We start from the raw sequence: 18,785 nt of genomic DNA on the forward strand, positions 1-18,785 counted from the left end.
GCGGATATGAAAATCGTAATTCCTATGTCCGGAAGAGGACAGAGATTTATCAATCAAGGCTACAAGGAACCTAAACCCTTAATTGTGATGGATGGTAAGCCAATTATAGAACACGTTGTGGATTTGTTTCCCGGTGAAAATGATTTTATCTTTATTTGTGCCAATGACCATCTTGAAAATACGGATATGCGTACGGTTTTAAATAAAGTTGCACCTAAGGGTAAAATAGTTGGTATTGAGCCTCATAAACTTGGACCGATTCATGCGGTGCAACAGGTTTATGATTTGATAGATGATTCTGAAGAAGTAATCGTAAATTATTGTGATTTCGGAGCATACTGGGATTATGATGATTTCTTAGCACACACGCGCAATAGAGGTGCTGATGGTGCGATTCCTGCATATAAGGGCTTTCATCCGCATATGCTAGGAACAACCAATTATGCTTTTATGCGTGATGACAATCAATGGATGCTAGAAATTCAAGAAAAGAAACCGTTTACAGACGACCGCATGTCTGAATATGCTTCTTCTGGGACTTATTATTTTAAATCTGGTTCAATTATGAAACGCTATCTAGATCGTACCGTCGAAAGAGCGCTTGATTTGAATGGTGAGTATTACGTTTCAGTGGTTTATAATCTTTTAATAGAAGATGGTTTAAAGGTTTCCATCTATGAAATTCAGCATATGTTGCAGTGGGGAACACCAGAGGATGTGGCAGAATACAATTATCACTCTGAGTATTTTAAAAAACTGGTAACGCATGTACCTTTTTCTGCGCCAGATCAAAACACGGTTAATTTGATTCCGCTAGCTGGAGAAGGCAGCCGTTTTAAAAATGAAGGCTATATCACGCCAAAGCCGATGATTGAGGTATCTGGTAAGCCTATGATTATCCAAGCCTTCGATAGTTATCCGAAGTCTGATGTTAGCCGTTTTATCGTTTTACAGTCGCATTGTGATGCTTATGGCATCGACCAACTCCTTTTAAATGAAACGCCAAATCCAAAAGTGATGATCCTTGATCATGTCACTGAAGGACAAGCAATTACAGCTGCTTTAGGTGTAGATGAAGCAATTATGAACTCACCGCTAATGATTGCAGCTTGTGACAATGGACTGCTTATCAATCAAGTCGAATACGAAGTGCAACTAAATGATCCAAATTGTGATGTAATTTGTTTGACCTTTAGAAATAATCCTACTGTGGGCAAAAATCCAAATGGATATGGCTATGTTTCAGTTGGTGCAAATGGCTATATCAATGGCTGTTCTGTTAAAAAGCCAATGACCGATGAACCGATGAATGAGCATGCCATCGTGGGTGCCTTTTATTTTAAAAAGGCGAGTGATTTTATTCGTGGTGTCGAGTATATAAAGGCAAACAACATTAGAGTCAATAATGAATTTTACATCGACTCAATCATGGGCATTTTAGGTGAGTTGGACTTGAAAGGAAGTGCGCTCGACTGCCTTTATGAAAGTTGGGGCACTCCGAACGATTATAAAACTTTTGTTTATTGGCAAAGCTTCTTTTCAAAAGCTCAGTTTCATCCTTATGAACTTGAACGGGATCCTTTTGTGAACCCAGATCGATTAGAAGACTTGAAGAAGCAATTTAATACATTTCAGCAGGAAAATCTATGAGAAATTTGCTAAAACATGAAGGCGTAAGATATTTAATATCGGGCGGAAGTGCAGTATTTACGGACTTTCTAATCTATTTTCTTTTATTTAAGATGCTGTTGATTTCACCATCCGTTAGCAAAGGCATCTCGTATATTAGCGGTGCAATTGTCGCATATTTGATCAATCGACTATGGACGTTCGAGGGTGGTAAATCGCACTCTGTTACTCGTTCGTTTGCAAAATTCAGTATCCTTTATCTAACGACTTTCTGTTTCAATATAATCGTTAATAAGGTTGTGTTAAATATCTCTGGTTGGGCGATTCTGGGCTTTATTGCAGCGACGTTCGTCACAATCGTTTGCAATTACTTGGGACAAAAATTCTGGGTATTTAAGAAGACCGTTTAAGTAGATCATGTAAGTTAATCATATAAAATAAGAAATATAGGCTGTGAGGTTATATGAACAAGAGTTTATCAATAGTAGTCCCTTGTTATAATGAGAAAGACAATATACCATTGATCTTAGCAAGATTTGATCAGGTGATAGGCAATAGAAACATCGAAGTCGTTTTAGTGGATAACGGTTCTACAGATGGTAGTGCAGAGCTAATGGATGCGTTATTACCAAGATATACATTTGCCCGAAAGGTAACCGTAGAGGTGAATCAAGGGTATGGCTTTGGCATCGTCTCGGGTTTAAAAACGTGTCAGAGTGACTATATCGGCTTTACACACGCAGATATGCAGACGGATCCAAATGATGTGAGTATTGCTTACGATAGAATTGATCAAACGCCGAAATACATTAAAGGAAATAGAAAGGGTAGACCTTTTTTTGATGTTTTTTTCACCGTTGGCATGAGCTTATTTGAAACGGTTTATTTTAAAAATAGGCTATGGGATATTAATGCGCAGCCGAATGTATTTCCTAAAACATTCTTCGACGATTTGACGGAGGTGCCAAAGGATTTTTCTCTGGATTTGTATCTTTATGTGATGGCAAAAACAAAACAGCTTCCCATTCTTCGTTTTGATGTTAGATTTACTGAAAGAGTTCATGGCGTTTCTAAATGGAATGATGCGACGTTTAAGTCAAAATGGAAGTTCATCAAGAGAACGACTGCATTTAGTAAAGAACTCAAACGTAGCATTAATAGAAAGGAACGATAAGGAGAACATATGCATTTTATCAGTCATAGAGTTAATACGGTTGAAGAACTTAAACAGCTACCTTATGAGTATGGCGTGGAGATCGATTTACGCGATGAGGGCGGAGAGTTGATACTATCTCATGATCCCTTTAGCACAGGGGATCGATTTGAGGATTATTTAAAAGAATATCACCATGGCACAATGATTTTAAACATTAAGAGCGAGCGTATTGAGCATAAAATTAAAACTTTACTGGATCAATTTCAGATAAAGGACTATTTTTTTCTAGATTCTTCTTTTCCAATGATCTTTCTTCTTGCTAATCAAGGCGAAAGACAAGTCGCTCTAAGGTATTCTGAGTTTGAAGGTCTAGATACCATAAGAACCATGGCTGGAAAAGTGGACTGGGTTTGGGTGGATTGCTTTACCAAACTACCAATCAATCATGAAATCTTTCTAGAATTAAAGGCACTTGGCTATAAACTTTGTCTTGTTTCACCAGAGCTTCAAGGCAGACCTGAAGATATTGAAGCTTATAAGCAACAGTCGTTTGTTGAAGCGATTGAGTGGGATGCAATTTGTACGAAGCGATATAATATTGAGAGATGGAAATAGAACTTATATTGATCTTAAAGAAATTTATAATCGATTATCCCCTTTTGCATGTATGACAATAGGGGGTATTTTTTTGATTTAAAAAGGTTTGAAAAGTTGTAATATGAATACTTTATTACAGTAGGATTAAGTATTGTTAAAGTGCATTGCAAAAGGAACTAATTCAGATAAAATAGAGTCAAAGTTAGGTAGTGGAGGGCAGAATATGAAGACAAAAATTAGCCTATTGTTAACTGTAGTATTATTATTAACGTTGTCATTGAGTTTCGCAGATGGCTTAACGGTTACGCAAAAAAATGAAATTGATACATCCTTCAAAGGGCTTTGGGTTGCAACTGTCCTAAATTTGGACTACCCAACTAAAGCGACGACAAGCGCAGATACGTTAAAAAAAGAAGCGATTGAAATTTTAGATAAAGCACAAAGTATGGGATTGAATGCCATTGTGTTACAAGTAAGACCTGCTGGTGATGCAATCTATGCATCGGCTTATTTTCCTTGGTCAAAATATTTAACAGGTAAACAAGGGACAGCGCCTACTGGTGGATTTGATCCTTTAAAATTTTGGATAGACGAGGCGCACAAAAGAGGTTTAGAGCTACACGCTTGGATTAATCCATATCGCATTACACGTAAAAATGCATCGGATCCTTCTTTTGATTACGCTTCACTTGCGTACAATCATCCAGCAAAGTTACACCCGGATTGGGTTGTTGAGCATACTGACGGTAATTTGTATTTCGATCCAGGGAAACCTGAGGTTAGAAAATATCTAGTGGATAGTATCAATGAGCTAATTACTAAATACGATGTAGATGGTATACATTTCGATGATTATTTTTACCCAAGCACAACGTTTAATGATGATAAAACATATACTAAATATGGTTCTAGCTTTAGCTCTAAAGCAGATTGGCGCAGAAACAATGTCGATCAACTTATTAAAGAAGTTAAATCGTTAATAGAATCAAAGAATCCATCGATACAATTTGGAATTAGTCCATTTGGTATTTGGGCTAATGCAAAAAATAAATCAGGTGGTAGTGATACGAGTGGATTTGAATCATATTTCAACCAGTATGCAGATACAAAAAAATGGGTTGAAGAAGAGTGGATTGACTATATTGCACCACAGCTTTATTGGGAAATCGGTTATTCTGTAGCAGATTACTCGAAATTAGTAAAATGGTGGTCAGATGTTGTAGATGGTACCGATGTCCATCTATATATTGGACATGCGGCATATCGTACGGGTGATAAGAGCATATCTAGTCCTTGGTATGGCGTTGATGAAATCGCTAGACAACTTCAGTTGAATGAAACTTTCGATGCAGTGAATGGTAGTATATTTTTTAGATATGCGTTTTTTAAATCATCTCCCTCACTAAGTGCTTTGCTTACAGAATATTATAACGGTACTTTGGATAAAGTAGCTGCAAACACAAAATTAACTATAGGACGCCCAGTGAAAGATGTTTCTACGACCAGTAACTATTACTTTATTGGCGGTGCTTCTAATCCAAATCTACCACTTTACATTAACGGCGAAGAAGTAATTATTAGAACAAAGGATGGCTATTTTGGTAAATATGTCACTTTGAAATCAGGTAAAAACACGTTCGTCGTTTCGCAAGAGGGCACAACTGCAACACGTGTTATCACTAAGGTTGGCACTACACTAGCTTCTCCTATGACAAAGGCTGAGATTATTACTGGATCTACATGGCCACAAACTGCAACGATGATTAATGAGGAAGAGGAATTTAAGTTCTACTGTAGAGCACCAATTGGTTCTACTGTCACCGCCACATTAGGTGGTAAAACATATACGCTAACGCCTACTACTACTAAAAATAGTAGTAGCAAAATGTATGCAACTTCATATTCATTAAAAATTAAAGTGCCCACTCAAACGGGTTCAGCAAGAATCGTTGATTATGGAAAACCAATTTATACTATGAACTACAATGGTGTTACAAATACACAAACGGGTAATGTTAGCGTGAGAGTTGTAATGAAAAATGCACCATTTACAGCGACTGTAAATGCTTCGAACGTTGATTCTTACCAATCAGCAACTGCTTCTAATGGGGCGCATTATATCTTGCAAAATGGTATGACAGATCTAGTAACAGGTATAAATGGTGACTATATTCGCTTGTCATCGGGCATCTGGGTTAAATCAAAATCAGTTGATTTAAAAGATCAGAAGATGCCATATGTACAGTTAAAATCAATCAGCAACTTAGTGTCAGATCGAAGCGAGACGTTAACTTTTGACTTTTCAAATTTACCAATTGCCTCTGCAGAGTTTGATGGTGATAAATTAAAAATAACATTTAATAAAATAAGTACTTCACGTCAGATACCTTTAAAATCTAATAGTATGATTGCCTCAGCTTTAGTAAAGACGGATCAAGATAAAACTGTATATGAACTTAGTTTAAAGGATACTAAAGTCTTTTCAGGGCATAATTTAGAAGTATCTGGTACTCAAGTGATCGTTACTTTAAAATCAAAATTTATAGCAAAAGGAAGCTTACCATTAAAAGGTGCTGTCATTTTATTAGATGCTGGGCATGGTGGTAGCGATACTGGTGCAATCGGTCTTCTAGGCTATGATTATCCAGAAAAAACGGTGACTTTAAATATCGTTAAAAAGTTGGAAGACGAACTGATTGCAAATGGTGCAACGGTTGTATTAACACGTAGCACGGATGATTATGTCAGCTTAGACAAGCGATTAAATCAGTCCATGACATTGAATCCAGATTTAATGATTTCGATACATGCAGATAGTCTTGAAGATACTTCTGACTTAACTAAAATTAGCGGCTTTACAGTATATTATAAAGAAATCTTATCTAAATCATTGGCAAATAAGCTGTCTCAGGCAATTGATTCTGAGTTTGATTTATATAATAGGGGTGTGAAAAATATGAATTTCTATATTGTTAGAAATACATGGACGCCTTCAGTCCTAATCGAAACTGGATTTATGCCGAGCCCAGTAGATTTTCAAGTGCTCAGTAGTTCAAATGAACAGATGCGATTTGCAAAGGCTTTAAGCGAGGCTATTGTTTCGTATTTTAGTGGTGAATAGGTACTATAAGTAACGTACGACTAATTAAAACACCAAGATTGAAAATGACAATCTTGGTGTTTGTTTTTTTGTTTAAAATGGTCGTCACAATTTGTTCACATAATATTTGAAATCTATTATCAAATCGCTATTTACAGGGATTGATAAATAGAGTAACATATATTTCGTACACGAAGTTTCGTGCACGAAGTATCGTATGCGAAGTATCGTATGCGAAGTAATTTAAATATAAGAATTAGATAATTAGACCAAGTGCATTTATGAGAATGGTTTATCTTTATGGAGTAGAAAATTGTCATAAATAAACTTAGTTATTGATGAGAGGAGTGACAGATATGGACCCTTTTGAACGTGGTTATGAAGTCATGAAAAGAGTTAAAAGACTTAAAGAGTCTTTGCATGGCAACATGAGCAGGATATTCAAGAACGTCAATCTAACTGGCCCACAAGGTATGGTTGTTGGGTTGTTGTTTAGAATGGGACCACTAAAAATAAGTGAAATTTCGCAACATATGGGGTTATCTATGAGCACTGTATCAGGCATTCTAGATCGTCTTGAACGCGATAACATTGTCTATCGTGAGAAAAGTGAGACAGATGGTAGAGTGATCTTAGTCAAATTAACAGAGGATTTTAAGAAGAACTCAACACATTCATTTTCTAAAATGAATCACCGTTGGGATAAAACACTTAATTTAGCTACAGATGAAGAAATTGACAAAATACTTGAAGCGCTTGATATATTAGAGCGTTTGGTCGAAGAGTCGAAAGATCTTTAAGCTTAGCAAGAACGAATAAAAGAGGAGACAATCTATGACAAAGTTAATAAAGTTCTTAAAGCCGTTTACGTTGCTAATTCTGTTAGCCGTAGCGCTTTTATATGGTCAAGCACAGGCGGATCTTGCTTTGCCAGACTATATGTCTAATATTGTAAATGTCGGTATTCAAAGTAGTGGTATGGATTCCGCGACACCGGAGGTTTTTACTGCATCTGATCTTGGTAATATTCTGTTATTCATGTCAACGGAAGATCGTGAAATTGTTACAGAAGCGTATGATCTGGTTAAAAGTGATCAAACTGAATATGCAGATTATGCTGATCGATATACCAACCTTAATGGTGCAGACATTTATGTCTTAAATAAAGATAAAGTTGTTGATGCAGATCAACTTGAATTGATCATGTCAAAAAACATGGTTGAAATTGGGGCGAAAATGGGCGGTAAAGAGATAGATTTATCTAATCTTGAAGACGCTTTAATAGTTCAAATGGGTCAAGATGCTAATATTAAGTACTCAGAAAATTTAGGTCTTGATGTCGCTCAAATTCAAAAGAACTATATATTAAAAATGGGCGGCATAATGCTACTTATTTCACTGTTAGGTGCACTTGCTTCAATTTCTGTTGGCTTAATTGCAGCTAGAGTAGCAGCTGGCGTTGGCCGTAATCTCAGAAGAGCGGTCTTTACTAAAGTTGAGAGCTTTTCGAATGCAGAGTTTGATAAGTTTTCTACGGCTTCATTAATTACGAGAAGTACAAACGATATTACACAAATTCAAACGCTTTTGGTTATGATGATTAGAATGGTATTCTACGCGCCACTTATGGGAGTGGGTGGTGTTATTAGAGCACTTGATAAAAGTTCAAGTATGTCTTGGATAATTGCAATTGCTGTTATCATTTTGCTTGGATTTATCGTGGTCGTATTTTCAATTGCATTACCAAAATTCAAAGCGATTCAAAAAATGGTGGATAAGCTTAACTTGGTAGTAAGAGAAAATCTTACAGGTATGATGGTTGTAAGGGCATTTAATACCCAATCATTTGAGGAAAACCGTTTCGATAAAGCCAATCAAGATTTGACAAAAACAAACCTCTTTGTTGGTAGAACAATGGCATTTATGTTCCCTGTAATGATGTTAATCATGAATGGTGTAACGCTTACTATTGTTTGGATTGGTGCACATCAAATTGCTGATGCAACTATGCAAGTCGGTGATATGATGGCATTTATGCAATACGCAATTCAAATTATTATGTCGTTCTTAATGCTATCGATGATGTTTATCATGATTCCAAGAGCATCGGTAAGTGCTGGTCGTGTGGCTGAAGTGCTTGAAACAGAATTGACAATTTTAGATCCAAAACAACCTAAGGCTATCAATAAAAATGGTAAAGGTGAAGTTGAGTTTAAAAATGTATCCTTTAAGTTCCATGGCGCAGAAGAAAACATGATCAAAGATGTATCTTTTAAAGCAGAAGCGGGTAAAATGACTGCTATCATTGGTTCGACAGGTTCTGGGAAGACAACACTAATTAATTTGATACCAAGATTTTATGATGTAACGGAAGGTCAAGTATTAGTAGATGGTGTACCTGTGAATGAGCTTAATCAGTCTGATCTTCGAGCGATTATTGGATATGCACCACAAAAAGCTTCACTATTCAGCGGAACGATTAAATCCAACTTACTATTTGCTGATGAAGCTGCAAGTATGACCAATTTAGAAGACTCACTTGACATTGCTCAAGCAACTGAGTTTGTTACTGAAAAACCTGAAGGTATAGATGCTCCAATTTCACAAAGTGGTGGCAATGTCTCTGGTGGACAAAAACAGAGACTTTCAATTGCACGTGCAATTGTTAAAAAGCCAAAGATTTATATCTTCGACGATACTTTCTCTGCTCTAGATTATAAAACAGATGTTGCTTTAAGAAGTGCTTTAAAACAAAAAACGGATAATGCAACCGTAATTTTAGTCGCTCAACGTATTGCAACGATTAAAAATGCGGATCAAATACTCGTATTAGATGAAGGGAAATTAGTTGGTGTTGGTACACACACTGAGTTAATGCAATCTTGTAAAACTTACCAAGAAATCGCACTTTCTCAACTTAGCATGGAGGAATTGTCATGAGTGAAAAAAATAAAGATATGAAACCTTCTCAAGGTAGAAGGGGTCCAGGCTTTGGTGGTCCTCATGGTGCTATGATGGGCGGAGCGAAGGCAAAGGACTTTAAAGGTACGATAAAACGTTTGTTAAATTATTTGAGTGAATATAAATTAAGAATTATTGTTGTTATTATTTTTGCTATTGGCAGTACAACGTTTGGTATAGTAGGACCTAAACTTTTGGGTAAGGCTACGACGAAAATCTTTGAAGGTATATTATCAAAAGTAACCGGAACAGGTGCTGGCATCGACTTTGGCTACATTGGTGGCATCATCCTGACTTTGGTCGGATTATATGGTCTAAGTGCTTTGTTATCCTATATTCAAGGATTTATAATGACTGGCGTTGCAATGAAGGTCAGCTATAATATGCGTCGCGATATCAGTGAGAAAATTAACCGAATTCCACTTAAATATTATGATGATACCAACCATGGTGAAGTCCTTTCAAGAATTACGAATGACGTAGATACAGTTAGTACAACACTAAATCAGAATATGACTCAGATCATCACTTCAGCGACACAAGTACTTGGTGTTCTTGCAATGATGATCAGTATCAGTGGTTTGATGACTCTTGTTGCTTTAGCGATTATACCAATTTCCATGTTCTTGGTTATGATGATCGTTAAGCAATCTCAAAAGTACTTTAAAGAACAGCAAAAACAATTAGGTCATGTTAATGGTCATATAGAAGAAATGTTTGGCGGTCATACCATAATTAAAGCTTTTAATGGTGAGAAAAAGAGTATCGAACAGTTTGAAACTTATAATGACGCACTCTATAAAACCGCTTGGAAATCACAATTCTTATCATCAATTATGATGCCAATGATCAATATCGTTGGTAATATGGGCTATGTTGCAGTGTGTGTACTGGGTGGTTCTTTAGCTGCAAAGCAAGCCATCGAAGTAGGGGACATTCAAGCATTCATTCAATATGTAAGAAACTTCACACAGCCAATTTCACAGCTTGCCAATATTTCTAACGTACTTCAACAAACTGCAGCTGCTGCAGAAAGAGTTTTCGAATTCTTAGATGAGGGAGAAGAACTCGTGGATACTGAAAATCCTGTTAATGCTTCTAATATCGATGGTGTTGTAGAGTTTAGAAATGTACACTTTGGTTATAACGAAAATCAAACAATCATTAATGATTTTTCTGTAAAAGTAGAAAAAGGTCAAAAGGTTGCTATCGTTGGTCCGACTGGTGCTGGTAAAACAACAATGGTCAAATTATTGATGCGTTTTTACGATATTCAATCTGGTAAAATCCTACTTGACGGAAAAGAAATTAGAGATTTCAAACGTTATGATTTAAGAGATCAGTTTGGTATGGTTCTTCAGGACGCATGGCTTTATAATGGTACAATTATGGAGAATATTCGATATGGTAATCTAAATGCAACGGATGAAGAAGTCATTGCAGCTGCAAAGGCAGCTCATGTTGACAGTTTTGTCCATATGCTACCAGGTGGCTATAACATGATTCTCAATGAGGAAGCAAGTAATGTATCGCAAGGCCAAAAACAGTTGATAACAATTGCAAGAGCATTTTTATCTGATCCTAAGCTATTGATTTTGGATGAAGCGACAAGCTCCGTAGATACAAGAACTGAAGTTCAAATTCAACAGGCGATGAATCGTTTGATGGAAAATCGCACAAGCTTTATTATTGCACATAGACTTTCAACCATTAGAGATGCGGATATGATTTTGGTTATGAATCATGGCGATATTGTTGAACAGGGGACGCATACTGAATTGCTTGCACGTAACGGTTTCTATGCAGATCTATATAACAGTCAATTTGAAACTGAAGCAGCGAGTTAATTTAAAAAAGTAAACTGAGATAGGTAATATAAGTGAAGCTGTTGTTAATCTAATTAATTTAGATGAGCAACAGCTTCTATTTTGTAAAAAATGAAAAAATGATATAAAAAATGATAAATGGGTAAAAATGATAAGAGTCGTGTTTCTATAATCATACAATCGTGCTATCGGTTGCACGAATAGTTAAGAAAAGATTAGAAAAACATGAATAAAATATTGCCAGAAAATCAATAACGTTGTATAATGAGCGTAATTGAGGTTATTTTTTTATACATTTTGTGCAAACGCATGCACATTGTGTGACACGATTTATGATAAAAAATGAGCTCAATTACTAAAAATGCCTAAATGGCAAAGTGATTTAATGGGAGATGTAGGAGGATGAAAATGAAAAAGTTAGTAAGTTTATTGCTAATCATGGTTATGATGTTTTCATTAGCTGCTTGCGGCGCAAAAAATGATGTCGTGGAAGAAACAACAGCAGCAGTATCAGAAACAACTGAAGCAACTGAAGCACCAAGTCTTGATGCAACTATCTCTGTTCAAGTAGAATCTTCTTGGTTAGAGTATTACCAAGCAGCTGCTGATAGAGTAAAAGCAGAAAATCCAAATGCAACAATCGACTTTATCGAAGTAGGTTCTTTTGATCACTTAGATACAATCGATAAAACTGATATCTCTAACACAGACGTAGCTGACGTATTTGCTATCCCTGCTGATAGACTTTACGGTTTAAATGATAATCAAGTATTAGCTGCAATCGACGGTCCTGCTATGGCAGCAAACGTAGGTGGCTTTGCTGATTACGAAGCTGGTTTAGGTGGTAACTTCAAAATCGGCGATGATTATTTAGCATTCCCAATGAACATTGAAACATTAATCAATTTCGCAAATACTGCTAATGCAGCTACTGCTGGAATCGATTTAACACAACCAATTGAATTCACTACATTAAATTCTGAAGATATGTTAGTTCCTTTCTGGAACGCATGGTTCGGCGTTGCTTTAACAAACGCTGCTGACATTGAATTGTTAGGTAAAAATGATGATGGTACATTCTTCTCAGATTTAACAGAAGATTGGGCTAACTTACCAGCAGATAAACAAGCATTATTTACTGCTTTATTCAACTACTGGCAAGCACATGATAAAGCTGGCACACCAATGTTCGATGAAAACGCTGCATGGGGTTACATGGATACAGCATTCACAACTGGTGGTCAAACTTCTATCAGACTTGAAGGACCATGGTCAACTGGCAGCTTATCAGCATTAGCTGGCGATGGACAAGATTTAGCAATTTTACCAATTAACCAAGTGACTGTTAACGGTCAACCACTTGCTCACTGGAAAGGTGGCTGGGGTCTTGCAATCAACGCTAGAATCGAAGAAGATGCAGACAAAATGGCACTTGCACAAAAAATGATCGAAGAATTAATGAATACTGATTATGCAGTTGATTTCTTCACAGCAACAGGTAAAATCATGGAAAACGTTGATCCTTCAGTTTACGCAAATTCAGCATTATCGGATTCAGATAAAACTGTAATCGCAGCTGTAATCGCTTCTTATCAAGATGCTCCTGCTAGACCATTATTCTCAGAATGGGGTCAAGTATGGGATACTTGGAAAAACGGCGTGTTATCTTGGGCATCAGTAAAACCAGCTACACCAGAAGCTGCTTATGCTGAAGTACAAGCTTCATTCAAAGCAATGATGTTAAACTTCTAAGAACACACATGAAGAGAAGAGAGGTTTATCCTTTCTTCTCTTTTCTTAAAATAGCCTAATATCAACTTGGGTATTAAGGTAGGAGTTATGATATGATAAAATTCAAGAACAGGCTGTTCTAGAATTTTTTTATGTGAAAGGAAGTAGCATGAATTCAAATTCGGTTAATACGAATCCCAGATTACCAGTAAAGCAATTATATATATTTCTTACAGCATGCGCATTAATCATTCTTTCTTCATCTTTAGATGTTATGATTCGTGTTAAGGATTTGAATTTATTTGATCAGTGGCGTTTGGCTTCAGGGATAGAAGCAGACTTAAATGATCTTTTTAATGCATATGTAACGATAAGCTTAAGTATCTACTTTTTTAAAATAATCGTTCCAATTATTTTTGGTATATACAGCTATTATGCTTATAAAAAAATACGTGTTAATCAGCTCTTCGTATTTATATGGACAGTATTGAATTTAGGCGGTCTTGCCTATGTCTTAGTTGAAAGGCAATTTGGATCAGTGTTTTTCTATCTAAGTGCAGTCGGCTATCTAATCAACGTGATAACGTTACTATCTTTAATGGATGTTATCAAGTTAAAAAATTCAAAGTAAAGGTGGGACGATCTTGGGAAAATATAGTGAATTACTTTATGATGACATCGGGACATCATATGAAAGAAAAAACAAGTATTTGCTAGAGCTGGCACGTTTGCAAAAGCGTCTTACTCAAAATGACAGCCAAGCAGCAGAATTAATTAAAAAACACAAAGCAAATAAGAAAAATCATCCTTATAATGTTGCACTTAAAGCATTTAAAAAAGAAGAAGCCAATTTTTTAAAGACTTTAAATGCCAAGAAAAAAGTATATTCAAATGAGATTAAGTCTAAAAGCGATCGTAAAGCACTTCAAATGAAGGTTCAGCTATTTGATGCAAACGAAAAAATTAAGTTTTATGAATCTTACACTAACTTGTCTTACGAAGCAAAGCTTGCTTATGAAGCAAGTAAAATAATCTCAAATCAGTTACCTGAGATAATTGAAACCTATGAGTTGAATCGTAATCGTTTGACTGAAGTAAATGTACAACTTAAAAATGTATCAAGTGATGCAGAAGCTAAAGCAAAAGCATCTTATAATGATTATAAATCTCAGCAAAATAGTAATTTAAAAGAACAAAAAATCGCTTTAAAAGAGAAACGAAAAAGTCGATTAATCTCTGAAAAAGCGCTTAAAAATGGAATTGTTGCACTTAAAAGAACAAGAAAAGACGAATTAGGTCAAAAGAAATTTGAATCAAATCAATATTCATTAAAAGAAGAAAAAGCAAATTTAAAATTTGTCCTAAGTAAAGGTATCAAAAGAGAAAGAAATGTATTAAAGTCAAACATTTCAGATTTAAGAAGAAAAACACCTGTTGAAATTGAAAGAACTAATCCGTTCGTATCTAAATTGACTGCAATTTTCCCTGGATTAGGTCAACTTTTAAATAAACAATATTTAAAATCAATATTGTTTTTCTTAGCTACATTATTTATTTATGTTATCGCTATTCCTTATGCACTTGGTTTTGGTAATTATCAAGGTCAGGGGATCGCTGGTTTAATATCACTTGCAAAAGGTGGACCTAAAGCCGACCGATCATTAATTTTTATGATTGAGGGGATTGTCGCTATTTTCTTGCTTATATTTGCTGTGTCATTGTTCTTGTTATCTTACTTTGATGCTAGAAAAGTCGAGAAAGACATGATAAAAGGTATACGACCAAGAAACTGGTTTGAAACTAGAACGAAAATTGAGCAAGATGGCTTCCCATATTTGGTTTCATTGCCTGCATTGATCGTTATCGTATTTATTGTTTTGGTTCCAATTACTACGACAATCTTACTTTCATTTACTGGAATGGATCCTAAAAACCAGTCTAAGTTTGACTGGGTTGGTTTAGGAAATTACAAGTTAATAGCAACGGGTTCTGGGCTAGCAGGTTCTGTTTTCTGGTCAATTTTAGGATGGACTCTAATTTGGACCCTAACTGCGACCACACTTGCAATTTTAGTTGGTTTCATGCTAGCAATTATTGCTAACAATGATAGAATCAAAGGCAAGACTTTCTTTAGAGTGATCTATTTGTTACCTTGGGCAGTTCCAGCCTTCATTACAATAATGTTTTTTAGTATCATGTTTTCAGCAGATGGTTCTATTACACAGTTAATAGAGAGAGTATTTAAAGTGCATCTTGAAGTGAAAAACGATCCTTTCTTAGCGAGAGTTACACTTATTATGTTACAAACTTGGCTAGGAAGTTCCTATGTGTTCTTACTATCCACTGGTGTGCTACAAGCCATTCCAGGAGATTTATATGAAGCAGCACAGATTGACGGTGCGACGGAATGGCAAAAGTTAAAGCGTATAACCATACCAATCGTTTTATTCCAAACTGCACCACTTTTAGTAGGTCAATATACGTTTAATTTTAATAACTTCTCAATTATCTATTTGTTTAATAGTGGCGGTCCTTTTAATCCATCCAAGTATGGCAATTTAGCTGGAACAACTGACTTGTTGATTTCATATATCTACAAATTGACAATGGAGAATCAATATCAATCCATTGGAGCTGCGATCACTATTGTTATTTCAGCAGGTTTAATGCTTTTTGCATTTATTGGATTTAAGAACTCGAAAGCATTTAAGGAGGAGAGATTGTAATGGCAAAATCCAAAAGAAAAGAAAAACTTTATCTCTCTGATAAACAACCACTCAGTTTTATGGGTGTGGTAATGCTGATTTTATCTTATATTGTTCTCGGTTTATGGGCGCTTGCAATTATTTTACCTTTGGTTGATATGATTGTTTCAGCGTTTAACGGCAGACAACAACAGTATATTATGCTCAATAGCAATTTTGAGTTTTCACTCAGACATTTCGATTATTTGTTTAACGAAACCCTATATTTTTCATGGGTGAAAAATACGATTTTCATCGCATTAACGACTGCTGTATTGACATTAATCATTGTTAGCTTTACAGGTTTTGCTTACTCGAGATATCGATTCAAAGGGAGAAAGCCTTCATTAATGGCGATTATGTTAATACAAACGATCCCGGCATTCGCTGGTATTACTGCATATTATGCAATGCACTCAGTTATTTCGTCAGTAGCACCATTTTTCTCAAGACAGATGATGCTGATCCTCATCTATGCGGGTGGCGGTATCGCAAGTAATACGTTTATATTAAAGGGCTATATCGATTCGATTTCCACTGAACTTGATGATGCAGCAAGAATGGATGGCTGCTCAAGTATGCAGGTATATCGATTGATTATTATGCCGATTGCTCGTCCTATGCTTGCAATTATTGCTCTTTGGTCGTTCATTGGTCCATTTATGGATTATCTATTACCGAGAGTTTTGTTAACAAGTCCTGAGTCATATACTTTGGCAGCTGGTCTGTTTACTTTAATCAATGACTTTAGAACACTAAATCAACCGGCATTTGCGGCTGGTGGTTTACTCACAGCGGTACCAATCGTTGCCTTGTTTATCGTATTACAAAAGCAATTGGTATCAGGTTTATCACAAGGATCAGTTAAAGGATAATTTAGATTGTATAGGAGGATTCGATGAACGTCGTACTCAATAATATTGGAAAGAAATACGAAGGCAGAGAGGCTTTCACATTAAAAAACATCAATTTAGAGATAGAAGACAAAGATTTTTGTGTTATACTAGGACCATCGGGTTGTGGGAAGACAACTCTACTTCGCATGATTGCAGGTCTTAATTCAATAACAGAAGGAGATTTGTTATTTGACAATAAGCGTATGAATAAAGTGCCATCTAAAGATAGAGATATTGCGATGGTTTTTCAGTCATATGCGCTTTATCCCCATATGACGGTTTATGATAATATGGCTTTTTCTCTCTCAATGAGAAAGGAGAGAAAGAATATTATTCATGATCGTGTTATGGAAGCTGCAGAACTTTTACAAATTAAAGAATACCTTTATTCCAAACCTTCAGATATTTCTGGTGGACAGAGACAGCGTGTCGCTTTAGGTAGAGCGATGGTACGTAAACCAAGCGTTTTCTTAATGGACGAACCTTTGTCAAACCTTGACGCAAAACTAAGAGAACACATGCGTGTTGAGTTGGTTCGCTTACACAAAGCTTTAGGAACAACTTCAATCTATGTTACTCATGACCAAACCGAAGCGATGACCATGGCAAGTAAAATAGTATTAATGAACGATGGTAAAATTCAACAAGCGGGAAAACCGGATGAGTTTTATAATCGTCCAGCAAATATCTTTGTTGCGAAATTTATAGGTTCACCTACGATGAACATCATTGATGGCAAGATCGTTAAAGGTAAGTTTGTTGCGAATCATGGATTGATCAATATAACGCCGAGCAAAGTAGATGCAAAATCACTTGAAGCTTTTGAAGGTAAACCAGTTTCAGTGGGTATTAGACCTGAACGTTTTGAAAGTGGTGGTGAGTTCGGAGATACTTTTAGTGCGACAATAGAAGTAGTTGAAATGCTAGGAAAAGAAAAAATTCTTTATGCAAAACTCGAAAACGGCTCTGAAATCATCATTTCTACGCCAGGTCATTATAAATACGCAGTGGATGAAGAGCATAGCTTTGGGTTTGATGTAGAAGCAATTCATTTCTTCGATACTGAAACAGGATTAAGAATCAATTAGTTATAAAATCATTTAGTTATAAAATCTTTGAATAAGGATGTGATTATTATATGGCAGTAACAATCAAGGATGTAGCTAAGCTCGCAAATGTTTCTCCTTCAACGGTCTCGCGGGTGATCTCAAAAAGCCCACGAATAAGTGAAGCGACAAAAAAAATCGTCTATGACGCAATGGATGAGTTGAAGTATAAACCAAATGCAATCGCAAGAAACTTGGCAAATGCTTCTACAAAAACGCTCGGGCTAATCATACCAAATCAAGATGAAAACCTTTTTAAAAATCCATTCTTTATTCAAGCGATGCGTGGTATAAGCATATACGCGCAAAAGAAAAATTATAAAATCATGTTCAATTATGGTGCAAGTCCAGAGGATGAACTCAACTTTGTACATGAGTTTGTTAACTCAAAATGGGTTGATGGGATTATTCTTTTAACAGCATATGAAAATGATATGTGTATCGAATACCTTAATCGTGAATCATTTCCATTTGTCGTTGTGGGAAGACCATATAATATTCACGATATTATGTGGGTCGACAACGATAATTTTCAAGCAACCTATAACTTGGTGAATAACTTAATCCAAAGAGGCTGTCAAGACATCGCTTTTATAGGTGGCCCTCAAAAATATATCTTTTCTAAAGATCGTTTGGAAGGGTATAAGCGTTCACTTGAGCTTCGAAATCTGAATCTTAGGGATGATTTGATTATTGAAGCGAAGGATTTTACAGAGCAGGACGGTTATAATGCAATGGCCAAAATTTGTTCTATAAAAGTACCGCATGCCGTCGTTACAACGGATGACCTTTTAGGGTTTGGTGTTTTGAACTATGTGAGGGAGCATCAACTTAACGTGAAGGTAACAGGTTTCAACAATATTCCTCTATCTGAGTATCAAATCCCTTCGCTTACATCAGTTGATATTAAGGCTGAGGATTTAGGCTATAATGCTGCTAAGCTTTTAATTAAACACTTAGAAGGTGTTGATAATCCTGTAAATCATTACATTGTTGGCACTGAGTTAATCGAGAGAGAATCAACTAAATAGAGTTTGGG

The 18,785-nt window shown here is 35.9% G+C and carries 14 protein-coding genes; all 14 read left to right on the forward strand.

Features of this window, described 5'->3' with window-relative positions; translation table 11 throughout:
* Positions 1-6: 6 nt before the first annotated feature.
* Complete coding sequence (locus AC4PID_RS16745; protein ID WP_492133135.1) at positions 7-1,650, forward strand: NTP transferase domain-containing protein; 1,644 nt, start codon at positions 7-9, stop codon at positions 1,648-1,650.
* Positions 1,647-2,039, forward strand: a complete 393-nt coding sequence (locus AC4PID_RS16750; RefSeq protein WP_492133136.1) for a GtrA family protein — start codon at positions 1,647-1,649, stop codon at positions 2,037-2,039. The genes AC4PID_RS16745 and AC4PID_RS16750 overlap by 4 nt, the downstream gene beginning before the upstream one ends.
* A gap of 53 nt (positions 2,040-2,092) precedes the next feature.
* The gene (locus AC4PID_RS16755; RefSeq protein ID WP_492133137.1) at positions 2,093-2,803 is read left to right on the forward strand and encodes a glycosyltransferase family 2 protein; all 711 of its coding nucleotides are present in this window, start codon (positions 2,093-2,095) and stop codon (positions 2,801-2,803) included.
* A gap of 9 nt (positions 2,804-2,812) precedes the next feature.
* Positions 2,813-3,400 (forward strand): PI-PLC domain-containing protein, encoded by a 588-nt coding sequence (locus AC4PID_RS16760; RefSeq protein ID WP_492133138.1) that lies wholly within the window; start codon positions 2,813-2,815, stop codon positions 3,398-3,400.
* A gap of 205 nt (positions 3,401-3,605) precedes the next feature.
* Positions 3,606-6,503, forward strand: coding sequence for a family 10 glycosylhydrolase (locus AC4PID_RS16765; protein ID WP_492133139.1), 2,898 nt, complete (start codon positions 3,606-3,608; stop codon positions 6,501-6,503).
* 335 nt (positions 6,504-6,838) lie between these two features.
* Positions 6,839-7,282, forward strand: a complete 444-nt coding sequence (locus tag AC4PID_RS16770; RefSeq protein ID WP_492133140.1) for a MarR family winged helix-turn-helix transcriptional regulator — start codon at positions 6,839-6,841, stop codon at positions 7,280-7,282.
* Between the two features lie 34 nt (positions 7,283-7,316).
* Positions 7,317-9,422: an ABC transporter ATP-binding protein gene (locus AC4PID_RS16775; RefSeq protein WP_492133141.1), complete on the forward strand. Its 2,106-nt coding sequence runs from the start codon at positions 7,317-7,319 to the stop codon at positions 9,420-9,422.
* Positions 9,419-11,290, forward strand: coding sequence for an ABC transporter ATP-binding protein (locus AC4PID_RS16780; protein WP_492133142.1), 1,872 nt, complete (start codon positions 9,419-9,421; stop codon positions 11,288-11,290). Before AC4PID_RS16775 ends, AC4PID_RS16780 begins: the two co-directional genes overlap by 4 nt.
* A gap of 387 nt (positions 11,291-11,677) precedes the next feature.
* A complete protein-coding gene (locus AC4PID_RS16785) occupies positions 11,678-13,021 on the forward strand; it encodes a sugar ABC transporter substrate-binding protein (RefSeq protein ID WP_492133143.1) in 1,344 nt (447 codons plus the stop codon).
* Positions 13,022-13,169: 148 nt separating this feature from the next.
* On the forward strand, positions 13,170-13,631 hold the full coding sequence (locus tag AC4PID_RS16790; RefSeq protein ID WP_492133144.1) for a hypothetical protein: 462 nt from the start codon (positions 13,170-13,172) through the stop codon (positions 13,629-13,631).
* Between the two features lie 13 nt (positions 13,632-13,644).
* Positions 13,645-15,726, forward strand: coding sequence for a carbohydrate ABC transporter permease (locus AC4PID_RS16795; protein WP_492133145.1), 2,082 nt, complete (start codon positions 13,645-13,647; stop codon positions 15,724-15,726).
* On the forward strand, positions 15,726-16,619 hold the full coding sequence (locus tag AC4PID_RS16800) for a sugar ABC transporter permease (RefSeq protein WP_492133146.1): 894 nt from the start codon (positions 15,726-15,728) through the stop codon (positions 16,617-16,619). Before AC4PID_RS16795 ends, AC4PID_RS16800 begins: the two co-directional genes overlap by 1 nt.
* Before the next feature lie 23 nt (positions 16,620-16,642).
* Positions 16,643-17,728: an ABC transporter ATP-binding protein gene (locus AC4PID_RS16805; RefSeq protein ID WP_492133147.1), complete on the forward strand. Its 1,086-nt coding sequence runs from the start codon at positions 16,643-16,645 to the stop codon at positions 17,726-17,728.
* Between the two features lie 50 nt (positions 17,729-17,778).
* On the forward strand, positions 17,779-18,777 hold the full coding sequence (locus tag AC4PID_RS16810) for a LacI family DNA-binding transcriptional regulator (RefSeq protein ID WP_492133148.1): 999 nt from the start codon (positions 17,779-17,781) through the stop codon (positions 18,775-18,777).
* Positions 18,778-18,785: the final 8 nt, after the last annotated feature.

Source organism: Fusibacter sp. QWL-12 (genome assembly GCF_058683495.1).

Bases quoted from the DNA above. Each gene is read 5' to 3' on its own strand.
- AC4PID_RS16800 (WP_492133146.1), top strand. From the start codon at position 15,726: ATGGCAAAATCCAAAAGAAAAGAAAAACTTTATCTCTCTGATAAACAA.
- AC4PID_RS16765 (WP_492133139.1), top strand. From the start codon at position 3,606: ATGAAGACAAAAATTAGCCTATTGTTAACTGTAGTATTATTATTAACG.
- AC4PID_RS16785 (WP_492133143.1), top strand. From the start codon at position 11,678: ATGAAAAAGTTAGTAAGTTTATTGCTAATCATGGTTATGATGTTTTCA.
- AC4PID_RS16770 (WP_492133140.1), top strand. From the start codon at position 6,839: ATGGACCCTTTTGAACGTGGTTATGAAGTCATGAAAAGAGTTAAAAGA.
- AC4PID_RS16805 (WP_492133147.1), top strand. From the start codon at position 16,643: ATGAACGTCGTACTCAATAATATTGGAAAGAAATACGAAGGCAGAGAG.
- AC4PID_RS16755 (WP_492133137.1), top strand. From the start codon at position 2,093: ATGAACAAGAGTTTATCAATAGTAGTCCCTTGTTATAATGAGAAAGAC.
- AC4PID_RS16810 (WP_492133148.1), top strand. From the start codon at position 17,779: ATGGCAGTAACAATCAAGGATGTAGCTAAGCTCGCAAATGTTTCTCCT.
- AC4PID_RS16775 (WP_492133141.1), top strand. From the start codon at position 7,317: ATGACAAAGTTAATAAAGTTCTTAAAGCCGTTTACGTTGCTAATTCTG.
- AC4PID_RS16750 (WP_492133136.1), top strand. From the start codon at position 1,647: ATGAGAAATTTGCTAAAACATGAAGGCGTAAGATATTTAATATCGGGC.
- AC4PID_RS16790 (WP_492133144.1), top strand. From the start codon at position 13,170: ATGAATTCAAATTCGGTTAATACGAATCCCAGATTACCAGTAAAGCAA.
- AC4PID_RS16780 (WP_492133142.1), top strand. From the start codon at position 9,419: ATGAGTGAAAAAAATAAAGATATGAAACCTTCTCAAGGTAGAAGGGGT.
- AC4PID_RS16760 (WP_492133138.1), top strand. From the start codon at position 2,813: ATGCATTTTATCAGTCATAGAGTTAATACGGTTGAAGAACTTAAACAG.
- AC4PID_RS16745 (WP_492133135.1), top strand. From the start codon at position 7: ATGAAAATCGTAATTCCTATGTCCGGAAGAGGACAGAGATTTATCAAT.